The sequence below is a fragment of the Sphingomonas sp. Ant20 genome, assembly GCF_000783375.1.
GTDB classification, from domain to species: Bacteria; Pseudomonadota; Alphaproteobacteria; order Sphingomonadales; family Sphingomonadaceae; genus Sphingomonas; species Sphingomonas aerolata.
The window spans coordinates 1-10,943 of the sequence record NZ_JRVI01000110.1; the positions used below are offsets into that span (position 1 = coordinate 1).

General features: G+C 67.8%; 12 protein-coding genes and 3 pseudogenes. 7 read left to right on the top strand and 8 right to left on the bottom strand.

Annotated elements, in window-relative coordinates; all coding sequences use genetic code 11:
- A pseudogene (locus tag NI18_RS13935) lies at positions 1-259 on the top strand (flagellin); the annotation flags it as partial.
- Positions 260-353: 94 nt separating this feature from the next.
- The gene (locus NI18_RS13940) at positions 354-1,352 is read left to right on the top strand and encodes an adenosine kinase (protein WP_037530629.1); all 999 of its coding nucleotides are present in this window, start codon (positions 354-356) and stop codon (positions 1,350-1,352) included.
- 111 nt (positions 1,353-1,463) lie between these two features.
- Here the strand turns inward: NI18_RS13940 and NI18_RS13945 are convergent, their stop codons facing one another.
- The 7 genes and pseudogenes from NI18_RS13945 to hisB all read right to left on the bottom strand — a co-directional run bounded on the left by NI18_RS13945 (position 1,464) and on the right by hisB (position 7,077).
- Positions 1,464-2,999, bottom strand: a complete 1,536-nt coding sequence (locus tag NI18_RS13945; RefSeq protein WP_037530632.1) for an amino acid permease — start codon at positions 2,997-2,999, stop codon at positions 1,464-1,466.
- A gap of 110 nt (positions 3,000-3,109) precedes the next feature.
- Positions 3,110-3,486, bottom strand: a pseudogene (locus NI18_RS13950) (histidine triad nucleotide-binding protein).
- 143 nt (positions 3,487-3,629) lie between these two features.
- Positions 3,630-3,950 carry a phosphoribosyl-ATP diphosphatase gene (locus NI18_RS13955; RefSeq protein WP_031394257.1) on the bottom strand — a complete coding sequence of 107 codons (321 nt, stop codon included), beginning with the start codon at positions 3,948-3,950 and terminating at the stop codon, positions 3,630-3,632.
- A gap of 242 nt (positions 3,951-4,192) precedes the next feature.
- Positions 4,193-4,939 (bottom strand): annotated as a pseudogene (gene hisF / locus NI18_RS13960) (imidazole glycerol phosphate synthase subunit HisF); the annotation flags it as partial.
- Positions 4,940-5,156: 217 nt separating this feature from the next.
- Complete coding sequence (hisA, locus tag NI18_RS13965) at positions 5,157-5,891, bottom strand: 1-(5-phosphoribosyl)-5-[(5-phosphoribosylamino)methylideneamino]imidazole-4-carboxamide isomerase (RefSeq protein WP_037530650.1); 735 nt, start codon at positions 5,889-5,891, stop codon at positions 5,157-5,159.
- Positions 5,888-6,493, bottom strand: coding sequence for an imidazole glycerol phosphate synthase subunit HisH (gene hisH, locus NI18_RS13970; protein ID WP_037530635.1), 606 nt, complete (start codon positions 6,491-6,493; stop codon positions 5,888-5,890). The genes hisA and hisH overlap by 4 nt, the downstream gene beginning before the upstream one ends.
- Entirely contained in the window at positions 6,490-7,077 is a 588-nt protein-coding gene (gene hisB, locus NI18_RS13975) for an imidazoleglycerol-phosphate dehydratase HisB (RefSeq protein WP_037530638.1), read from the bottom strand. The genes hisH and hisB overlap by 4 nt, the downstream gene beginning before the upstream one ends.
- Before the next feature lie 71 nt (positions 7,078-7,148).
- On the opposite strand from hisB, the gene NI18_RS13980 reads away from it, so the two are divergent.
- The 5 genes from NI18_RS13980 (at position 7,149) to gmk (ending at position 10,580) form a co-directional block, all read left to right on the top strand.
- Positions 7,149-7,634 (top strand): ClpXP protease specificity-enhancing factor SspB, encoded by a 486-nt coding sequence (locus NI18_RS13980; protein WP_031394376.1) that lies wholly within the window; start codon positions 7,149-7,151, stop codon positions 7,632-7,634.
- A 257-nt stretch (positions 7,635-7,891) separates the two neighbouring features.
- Positions 7,892-9,283 carry a class II fumarate hydratase gene (gene fumC / locus NI18_RS13985; RefSeq protein ID WP_037530641.1) on the top strand — a complete coding sequence of 464 codons (1,392 nt, stop codon included), beginning with the start codon at positions 7,892-7,894 and terminating at the stop codon, positions 9,281-9,283.
- A 162-nt stretch (positions 9,284-9,445) separates the two neighbouring features.
- Positions 9,446-9,658, top strand: a complete 213-nt coding sequence (locus NI18_RS13990; RefSeq protein ID WP_037530644.1) for a hypothetical protein — start codon at positions 9,446-9,448, stop codon at positions 9,656-9,658.
- Positions 9,655-9,855 carry a hypothetical protein gene (locus NI18_RS13995; protein ID WP_031394373.1) on the top strand — a complete coding sequence of 67 codons (201 nt, stop codon included), beginning with the start codon at positions 9,655-9,657 and terminating at the stop codon, positions 9,853-9,855. The genes NI18_RS13990 and NI18_RS13995 overlap by 4 nt, the downstream gene beginning before the upstream one ends.
- Positions 9,856-9,980: 125 nt before the next feature.
- The gene (gene gmk / locus NI18_RS14000) at positions 9,981-10,580 is read left to right on the top strand and encodes a guanylate kinase (protein WP_037530646.1); all 600 of its coding nucleotides are present in this window, start codon (positions 9,981-9,983) and stop codon (positions 10,578-10,580) included.
- Positions 10,581-10,619: 39 nt separating this feature from the next.
- Here the strand turns inward: gmk and NI18_RS14005 are convergent, their stop codons facing one another.
- A complete protein-coding gene (locus NI18_RS14005) occupies positions 10,620-10,853 on the bottom strand; it encodes a hypothetical protein (RefSeq protein WP_052149205.1) in 234 nt (77 codons plus the stop codon).
- Positions 10,854-10,943 lie beyond the last annotated feature (90 nt).

The following is a 10,943-nucleotide window of genomic DNA, read 5'->3' on the forward strand; positions in this document are numbered from 1 at the left end:
ATGCGCGCAGCTCGACGCCGCCTTGCCGCAGGTCCGCGGCCTCAACGCCGCCAACGGCCTCCGCCAGGCGCAGATCGAGACGCTCGGCGCGCGCGCGGCCGACCGTGCCGCGCTGCTCGAGAAGATCGTCTCGGACAATGAGGATGCGGATTACGGCCAGATCTCGATGGACCTGATGCAGCGCAAGACGATGCTCGAGGCGAGCTATTCAGTGTTCGGCAAGGTCGCCGGCCTCAGCCTCGTCGCCTATCTGCGCTGACGCCGGCGGCTCGGGCACCCGGCGCCGCAGCGGTTGCGCCTGCCGCCTGCGCGAATTACGGCGAGCTTTTCCCGTTCGGTCCGGAGACCTCCCCTTGAGCACGCCTACCTATGACGTCGTCGCGATCGGCAATGCCATCGTCGACATTCTGAGCACCGCCGACGACGCCTTCATCGCCGAGATCGGTGTCGCCAAGGGCTCGATGCAGCTGATGTTCTCGTCCGAAGAAGCCGATGCGCTCTACGCCAAGATGGGGCCGGGCATGGAAATCTCGGGCGGATCGGCCGCCAACACCGTCGCCGGCGTCGCTGCGCTCGGCGGCAAGTGCGGTTTCATCGGCCAGGTCGCCGACGACCAGCTCGGCCAGGTCTTCGCGCATGACGTCCGCAGCATCGGCATCGAGTTCGCGACCCCGGTCCGCGCCGGCGACCCGACCACCGGCCGCTGCCTGATCTTCGTGACGCCCGATGGCCAGCGGACGATGAACACCTTCCTCGGCGCAGGGCAGTTCCTCCCCGCCGCGGCGATCGATACCGCGATGATCGCCGACAGCGCGATCCTGTATCTCGAGGGCTATCTCTGGGATCCCGAAGAGCCGCGCGCCGCGATGCGCGCCGCGATCGATTGCGCGCGCGGGGCAGGGCGCAAGGTCGCCTTCACGCTCAGCGACGTGTTCTGCATCTCGCGCCACGGCGGCGATTTCCGCCAGCTGCTGTCGGACGGCCTGATCGACATCCTGTTCGCCAATGAGAGCGAACTCGCGGCGCTTGCCGAGACCGAGGATTTCGACGCGGCGGTCGCGAAGATCTCGGCCCAGGTCCCGACCCTGGTCGTCACCCGCGGCGAACACGGTGCCTGCGCGATCCAGAACGGCACGCGCGCCGAAGTGAAGGCCGAGCCGATCGCCAAGGTCGTCGACACGACCGGCGCGGGCGACCTGTTCGCGGCGGGCTTCCTCCACGGCCAGGCACAGGGCCACGACCTCCACGCCTCGCTCAAGCTCGGTGCGGTCTGCGCGGCCGAGATCATCAGCCATGTCGGCGCCCGCCCGATGGTCGACATGAAGGCGCTGGCCGCCAAGCATATCGGCTGACGAACCGAACCGTCATTCCCGCGCAGGCGGGGATGACGCGTCCGGTATCACGCACAAAAAAAAAAGGGCCGCGGGAGTTTCCTCCCGCGGCCCTTTTTGCTGCGTCCTGTCTCAGTGGCTGCCCGGGGGCGCCATGTCGATCGGCTCGCCGCCATCGGCCATGCCGCGCCCGAGATAGCTCTTGCGGTAGCCATAGAGGAAATAGATCACGAGGCCGACCGCGCCCCAGATCGGCAGTACCGCCATCGCCTCATAGGGAAGCGAGAAGTACAGCCCGATGCAGCCGACGATCGTCAGCGGCGCGACGATCCAGGCCGCCGGCGTGCGGAACGGACGATGCCGGTTCGGCTCGCGCTTGCGCAGGATCAGCAGCGCGATCGCGACCATCATGAACGCGTAGAGCGTGCCCGCATTGGCGATGTCCGCGAGCTGCCCGACCGGCAGGAACGCGGCGGCGAACGCGACGAACACGCCGGTGATCGCGGTGACGATATGCGGCGTCTTCCACTTGGGATGCACGCGGCTCAGCACTTCGGGCAGCAGGCCGTCGCGGCTCATCACGAAGAAGATGCGCGTCTGGCCGAACATCAGGATCAGGATCACCGACGGCAGCGCGAGACCGGCGGCATAGCCCATCCAGTTGCCGACATTGGCATAGCCGACCTGACGCAGGACATGCGCCAGCGCCTCGTTCGAGCAGACCAGCGCCTGCGCGTTGGCGGGGATCAGGCAGGCGCGGGCGAGCTCGGCCGACCCGGTGGTGAACGGCACGCCGTCGGGGCCGAACAGCGGCTGCCCGCCGATCGTGCCGATCGCGCCCGCTGCGACCAGCATGTAGAACACGGTGCAGATGCCGAGCGAGGCGATCAGCCCGATCGGCACGTTGCGCTGCGGGTCCTTGGTCTCCTCGGCCGCGGTCGAGACCGCGTCGAAGCCGACATAGGCGAAGAAGATCGTCGCCGCCGCGCCGACCACGCCCAGCCCGTTGCTGCCGAGGATGCCGGTGGGGAGGAACGGCTCGAAATTGCTGCCATGCGTCTTGGGCAGCGTCAGCGCGACGAACGCGGTCAGCGCGACGACCTTGATCGTCACCAGCACCGCGTTGACGCGCGCGCTCTCGGTCGTGCCGATCATCAGCAGCCAGGTGATCAGCAGCGAGATGACGACCGCGGGCAGGTTGATGAACCCGCCCGGCATGTACGGCCCGTGCGACAGCCAGGTCGGGAGTGTTATCCCGAACGTCTCGTGCAATATCGAGCCCGCGAAATAGCCGGACCAGCCGACCGACACGGCGCTCGCGGCCACCGCATATTCGAGGATCAGCGCCCATCCGACCGTCCAGGCGAGCAGCTCGCCCATGACCGAATAGGTGTAGGTGTAGGCGGAGCCCGCGACCGGGGCCATCGCCGCGATCTCGGCATAGCAGAGCGCGGCGACGACGCAGACCGCGCCGGCGACGACGAAGCTCAGGATCATGCCCGGCCCGGCCTTCTGCGCGGCGGCGGAGGTCAGCACGAAGATGCCCGTGCCGATCACGCAACCGATGCCGAGCATGGTTAGCTGGAACGCGCCCAGCGATCGGTGGAGCGATTTCTTCTCCGCCGTCGCCAGAATGGCGTCCAGTGACTTAACGCGACCAAAAATCAATTCGGTTCCCCCCGGGGGTTGTGAGGGCCGGTTCACTGGCCCCCTTGCTCAAGCCGGGAAGCCTAATGGCAATTTTATTACGCGCAATCCTTTAGTGGCGGAAAGCCGCGCTATCCGGCCAGCATCGGGCCAAGCGGACGCCCGCCGAAGACATGAACGTGCAGATGCGGCACCTCCTGATGCCCGTGCTGGCCGATGTTCGCGAGCAGGCGATAGCCCGGCTCGACCAGCCCCGCGGCGCGCGCGACCGTCCCGACCGCGCGGATGAACCCGGCGATCTCCGCATCGCCCGCACGCGCGGAGAAATCGTCCCACGAGACATAGGCGCCCTTGGGGATCACCAGCAGATGCGTCGGCGCTGCGGATTGATGTCGTGGAACGCGATCGCATAGTCGTCGTCATAGACGCGGTTCGACGGAATCTCGCCGCGCAGGATCTTCGCGAAGATGTTCTGGTCGTCATAGGGCTGGGTGGCGTCGATCGGCATGGGGCTTGCTCCTTTTCAGGCATCCTACCAACCTTCGTCATCCCCGCGAAGGCGGGGATCCATATCGTCGGCCGTCAGCGATCCCGCGGCACGGCCAGCCAGTCCCGGTTCCCCGCCTTCGCAGGAATGACGGAGCTGGCGGGTCACCCCGTCCGCGCAGCCTTCTCGACCAACCCACCGACCCCCTCGCGCCGCTCAAGCTCGGCCCGCACATCGTCGAGGCTCAGCCCGGCGTCCGCCAGCAGCACCGCGAGATGGAACATCAGGTCGGCGGCCTCGGGGACGATGCTCGCCTCGTCGCCCGAACAGGCCGCGATCACCGTCTCGACCGCTTCCTCGCCGAGCTTCTGCGCGATCTTCGGGCGGCCACGCGCGAACAGGCTGGCGGTGTAGGAGGTGTCGGCGGGCGAATCGCGGCGCGCGCGGATGGTCGCCTCCAGGCGATCGAAAACGGGGTCTGCCATGCCGCGCGTGCTGACGCAGGCGCGCGGGCGGGTCAATCCTTTGCGCGCGGCGGCCGCTTCAGGAACCGCTTGCGCAGCGCGCGGCGGACCAGCCAGACGCCGATCGCGGCGACCGCGAACAGCGCGATGTCCGACGTTTCGGGGCCGGTGCGCGGATGCACCACGCCGCTATGCCCCGACTGCACCGCGACCAGCGGCAGCGTCGCCATGCCGGTCAGGCCGACCGCAGGGGGGTCCGCACCCGGGATCCCCGCAGCCGCCAGCGCGGCATGCGCGTCGCCGATCGACGCCTGGCCGAAGTGGAAGATCGATGCGGCGAGTACCGCGCTCGCATGCCCGTCGCGGATCCCGGCGACCAGATCGTCGAGCCCGCCGACCCCGCCGCTTGCCACGACCGGCACCGCCACGCGGTCGGCGATCGCGCGGATCAGGTCGAGGTCATAGCCGCTGCGCGTCCCGTCGCGGTCCATCGAGGTGACGAGCAGCTCGCCCGCGCCGAGCTCGGCGAGCCTCACCGCATGCGCGATCGCGTCGATCCCGGTCGCGCGCCGGCCGCCATGCGTGAACACTTCCCAACCTTCGCCCGAGCGCCGCGCGTCGACGCTCGCGACGCAGCACTGGCTGCCGAAACGTTCGGCGATATCGGCGACGAGTTCGGGCCGCTCGACCGCGGCGGAATTGACCGCGACCTTGTCCGCGCCCGCCAGCAACAGCGCGCGCGCATCGTCCGCGGTCCGCACGCCGCCGCCGACCGTCAGCGGCATGAAGCACACCGCGGCGGTCCGCCGCACGACGTCGAGGATCGTGCCCCGGCCCTCATGGCTCGCGCCGATATCGAGAAAGCACAATTCGTCCGCCCCGGCGGCATCATAGGCGCGCGCCTGCTCGACCGGATCGCCCGCGTCGCGCAGCTCGACGAAGTTCACGCCCTTCACGACGCGGCCATCGGCGACGTCGAGACACGGGATCACGCGCGCGCGGACGGTCATGCGGCGTCTCGAAGAAGGGGTTCACGCGGAGACGCGGAGACGCGGAGCCGCGGCGAAGCCGCTAAGATTGACTCACGCGAAGGCGCAAAGGCGCGAAGAGAAAGGAGACTTCCTGCTCTGCCTTTCTCCCTCTTCGCGCCTTCGCGCCTTCGCGTGAACCCATATCTGCCTGCGGCGCCAAAAGACTCTCCGCGGCTCCGCGTCTCCGCGTGAACCCTCATGCCGCCTTCGCCACGCTCAACGCCGCCGCAAGATCGAGCCGCCCGTCGTACAACGCACGCCCCGTGATCACGCCCTCGACCCCATCACGAACATGCAAGGCCAGCACGTGGATCTCGGCGATCCCCTTCACCCCGCCGCTCGCGATCACCGGAATGTCGACCGAGCGCGCAAGGTCGACCGTCGCCTCGACGTTGCAGCCCTTCAGCATCCCGTCGCGCCCGACATCGGTGAATAGCAGCGACGCCACGCCCGCATCCTCGAACCGGCGCGCGAGATCGACCGCGCTGGTGGTCGAAACGTCGGCCCAGCCCTTGGTCGCGACCATGCCGTCCTTCGCATCGACCGCGACGACGATGCCGCCGGGGAAATCCTTCGCCACGCCGCGCACGAAGTCGGGATCCTCGAGCGCCGCGGTGCCGATCACGACCCGCGACACGCCCAGATCGAACCAGCCCTCGACATTGGCGCGCGTGCGGATCCCGCCGCCCAGCTGCACATGCCCCGGAAACTGCGAAACGATCGCGCGCACCGCGTCGCCATTGACCGAAGCCCCCGCAAACGCGCCGTCGAGATCGACGACGTGCAGATGCTCGGCGCCTGAGTTTGCGAACAGCATCGCCTGCGCCGCGGGATCATCGCCATAGACGGTCGCGCGGTCCATATCGCCCTCGGCAAGGCGGACGACTTGCCCAGCCTTGAGGTCGATCGCGGGGAAAACGATAAGGCTCACGGCCGCCACTCCAGAAAACGTTCGAGCAAGGCCAGGCCGTAGCGCTGGCTCTTCTCAGGATGAAATTGCACGCCGATCATCGTGTCGCGGCCGATCGCCGCGGTGACGGGGCCGGCATGATCGGTGGTCGCAAGCACGTCGGCGCCTTCGAAGGCGAAGCTGTGCAGGAAATACGCCTCGCCCGGTTCGATCAGCGGATGCGCGGTGGCCGGGACCACGTCGTTCCAGCCCATATGCGGCACCTTCGCGTCCATCGTCCCCGGCTCGAGCCGCCGCACGCGCCCCGGCACCCAGCCGAGCCCGGCATGCGTCCCCATTTCCTCGCCGGCCTCGGCCATCAGCTGCATGCCGACGCAGATGCCGAGGAACGGCGCGCCCTCGTCCCGCACGCGGCGGTTCAGCGCCTCGACCATCCCCGGCACCGCGCGCAACGCCGCCGCGCATGCGCCATACGCGCCGACGCCGGGCAGCACGATCCGGTCCGCTTTCGCGACGACGTCCGCGTCGGCGGTGACGATCAGGTCGCTACAGCCCGCGGTGCGCAGCGCGTTCTCGACCGAATGCAGGTTCCCCGCGCCGTAATCGATCAGCGCGAGCGTCACAGTATCCCCTTGGTCGACGGAATAGCGTCGGCCTTGCGCGGGTCGATCTCGATCGCGGTGCGCAGTGCGCGCGCGACGCCCTTGAACGCGGCCTCGGCGATGTGATGATTGTTGGTGCCGTACAGCGTCTCGACGTGCAGCGTGATGCCCGCGGCCTGCGCGAAGCTGTGGAAGAAATGCTCGAACATCTCGGTGTCCATGCCGCCCAGCCGCGTCTGCGAGAACAGGTCCTTCCAGACGAGCCAGGGCCGCCCGGAGATATCGAGCGCGACCCGCGTGAGAGTCTCGTCCATCGGCGACAGCGCGTCGCCGTAGCGCGCGATGCCGCGCTTGTCGCCGAGCGCCTGTGCAAACGCCTGGCCGATCGCGATGCCGGTGTCCTCGACGGTGTGATGCTCGTCTATATGCAGGTCGCCCTTGGTCCGGACGTGCAGGTCGATCAGCGAATGGCGCGAGAGCTGTTCGAGCATGTGGTCGAAGAAGCCGACGCCGGTCTCGACGTCGTACAGGCCGGTCCCGTCGAGGTTGATGGTGACGTCGATCGCCGTCTCGGCGGTGGAGCGGGAAATCGTGGCGGTGCGCATGCCACCTCCCATAACGTGCGCCACGACGCATGCAATCTTGACCGCCATCCGAATACCGCTACCCAGAGGGAATGAGTGATGGACTGCCCGATAGCCTGATTCCGTACGACGAGATCGTGCAAGAAGCCCTGCGTGCCGTCGTCGGCCGCGTGCTCGGTTCCGTGTCGGAGGCCGGCGGGCTTCCCGGCGAGCATCATTTCTACATCACCTTCAAGACGCAGGCGCCCGGCGTCGACATCCCCAAGCGGCTGATCGAACGTTTCCCGGACGAGATGACGATCGTCATGCAGAACCGCTACTGGGACCTCGTCGTCGACGACGAGCGCTTCTCGATCGGCCTGTCGTTCAACCAGGTCCCGTCGAAGCTGGTCATCCCCTATTCGGCGATCACCGCATTCCAGGATCCCGCGGTCAGCTTCGAACTGCGCTTCCAGGCGCAGGAAGGCGCGGACGAGTCGCTCGGCGAGCATGACCCCGCCGAGAATGACGGCCCGACCGCGGTGCCGATCGAAGACGGCTCGAACGTCGTCGCCGTGGATTTCAAACGGAAGAAGTGAGCTGGAGCGAGGCGAACCGCCGGCCACGCTCGTACCGATAGTCATTCCCGCGAAGGCGGGAACCCATACTGGCTGGTGTCACCTCAGGAGTGCACAACGCGGGGAATATGGATCCCCGCCTGCGCGGGGATGACGCTGATGTTGGGGCAATCGTCTCCAATACCGTCGGTTCGTCTACTCGTCCGCCTCGTCCCTTCCGCCAAACGCGCGGCAAGGTCTATACCGGAACAAGCCCGGCATGACGGCGTAGGTAGGCCATGACCAACACCCGCACAGAAACCGACTCGATCGGCCCGATCGAAGTCCCCGCTCAGGCCTATTGGGGCGCGCAGACCGAGCGATCGGTCGAGAATTTCCCGTTCGGTACCCGCGAACGCATGCCGATCGAGATCGTCCACGCCCTCGCGCTCGTCAAACAGGCCGCTGCCCGCGTGAACCGCGCGCACGGCCTCGACGCCACAATCGCCGACGCGATCGACGCCGCCGCGCAGGAGGTGATCGACGGCACGCTCGACGACCAGTTCCCGCTCGTCATCTGGCAGACCGGCAGCGGCACCCAGTCGAACATGAACGTCAACGAGGTCATCGCCGGCCGCGCCAACGAGGTCCTGACAGGCACGCGCGGCGGCAAGTCGCCGGTCCATCCCAACGACCATGTCAACATGAGCCAGTCGTCGAACGACAGCTTCCCGACCGCGCTCCACATCGCCGCCTCGCTCGCCGTGACGCGCCGGCTCTTTCCCGCGCTCGACCGGCTGCGGACCGCGCTGCAGGCGAAGGCGGATGCGTGGGACGACATCGTCAAGATCGGGCGCACGCACCTGCAGGACGCTACCCCGCTGACGCTCGGGCAGGAATTCGGTGCCTATGCCAATCAGGTCTATCGCTGTGGCCGCCGGATCGAGCCGGGCGTCACCAACGGCACCAACCGGCTCGCGCAGGGCGGCACCGCGGTCGGCACCGGGCTCAACGCGCCCAGGGGGTTCGCCGAGGATTTCTGCAAGGCGGTCTCCGACCTGACCGGCCATCCGTTCATCCCCGCCGAGAACAGCTTCGAGGCGCTCGCCTCGAACGACCCGCTCGTCCATCTGTCGGGCACGCTCAACACGCTCGCGGTCGCGCTGACCAAGATCGCCAACGACATCCGCCTGCTGGGCAGTGGCCCGCGCTGCGGCTTCGGCGAGATCGACCTGCCCGCGAACGAGCCCGGCAGCTCGATCATGCCCGGCAAGGTCAACCCCACCCAGTGCGAGATGCTGACGATGGTCGCAGGCCAGGTGATGGGCAACCATGTCGCGGCCACCATCGGCGGAATGCAGGGCCATCTCGAGCTGAATGTCTTCAAGCCGCTGATCGGCGCGAACGTGCTGCGCTCGATCGACCTGCTCGCGACCGCGATGGAGGGCTTTGCGGAGCGCTGCGTCGACGGCATCGAACCCAATCGCGATCGCATCGCCGACCTGCTCGACCGCTCGCTGATGCTCGTCACCGCGCTCGCGCCCGAGATCGGCTATGACGCGGCCGCGAAGATCGCCAAGCACGCGCATGCCGAGGGGCTGACGCTGAAAGAGGCCGGCCTCGCACTCGGGCTGGTCGATGCGGAAACCTTCGACCGGGTCGTGCGGCCCGAATCGATGCTCGGCCGCTAACGCCTCCCCCCGACCCCCGTTCGTGCTGAGCGAAGTCGAAGCACCGTCGCTTGCGGCACACCCTTCGACGTCGCTCAGGGCGAACGGACGGGGGAGGGGCGCACCTGCGGGAACCCAAACGCGGTTCGCGCGCTAACCCGCCACACGCGAAGGAGAAATTACGTGGGCGCAACGACCATAGGCGCGCTGATCGGCGCAGGCATCGACTCGCTCAGCGGCGATGACGGCAATGCGGACGGCGCGATCATCGGTGCGGTCACCGCCAACGTGCTCAAGATCGTCGTGCCGCTGGCCGTGACCTACGCGATCGGCTGGGCGGTGCTGCGCGGTGCAGCGGAACTCAAGGACCAGGTTTTCGGAGAGGTTAAGTCATGATCGGACGTATCATCAGTGCATTGGTTGGCCGCGAAATGGGCCGTCGTGACGGGTCGGGCGGCGCATCGGGCGCGGTCAAGGGCGTCGTCGCGATGAGCGTGCTGCGTCGCATGGGGCCGCTCGGCATGATCCTCGGCGGCGGCTATGCTGCCAAGAAGGCGTATGACCGCAACCGGGCACGCAAGTCGGGCTACTGATCCGCCGCCAGAATGACACGCGCGGGCTGTGCATGGGTTGACGCCCATGCGCAGTCCGCGGCAAGGGCGCGCATGCCCCACACACTTCCGTCCGACCCGCATGGTTTCCGTCGCGCGCGCGCGTCCTGTTCGTCCTGTCCTCGCCATCGGGCGCCGGCAAGTCGACGATCGCGCGCCGATTGCTCGCTGACGAGCATGAGCTGGAGATGTCGGTCTCGGTGACGACCCGTGCGATGCGACCGGGCGAAGTCGACGGCAAGGACTATCATTTCACCGATCTCGAGGGCTTTCGCGACATGGTCGCGAAGGACGAGTTCCTCGAGTGGGCGCATGTCTTCAACCATCGCTACGGCACCCCGCGCGCGCAGGTCGAGGAGATGCTGGCGGCCGGCAAGGACGTGCTGTTCGACATCGACTGGCAGGGCGCGCAGCAGCTGTTCCAGATCGCCGGCGGCGACGTCGTCCGCGTCTTCATCTTCCCGCCGTCGATGGAGGAACTCCACCGCCGCCTCACCAGCCGCGGCACCGACTCGACCGAAGTGATCGACGCGCGCATGTCGCGCGCCGCGAACGAGGTCAGCCACTGGGACGGCTATGATTACGTCCTGGTCAATGACGACGTCGACAGCTGCATCCGCGGCGTGAAGACGATCCTCGCCGCCGAACGCCTCAAGCGCTCGCGCCAGACCGGCCTGATCGGCTTCATCCGCCGCCTGACGCGCTGACCCCCCGTCATCCTGGATCCGGTCCAGGGTGACGAAAGCCTACAGCATCCCCAGAAACGCGACGCCACGCGCGAATTCCTGGCGCTTAAGCTCGCGCAGCTGCGCCGCCTGCCAGTCCTCGCCCCACATCTCGATCGACCAGTCCTCGTCGATCCCCGCCGCCGCCCACGCCGCATCGCCGTCGATCTCTCCCTCGACCAGCGCCAGCCCGATCACCAGCGACCCCGTCAGCGTGACGACCGGCGACAGCCCGGCAAGGTGGAAAATCGTCATACGCCGCGACCGCCTCGCGCAGCCGCGCGATCGTCGCGGGGGGCCTGCGCGACGTGCATCACCCCCGCCGTCACCGCGAAGTCGTCACGT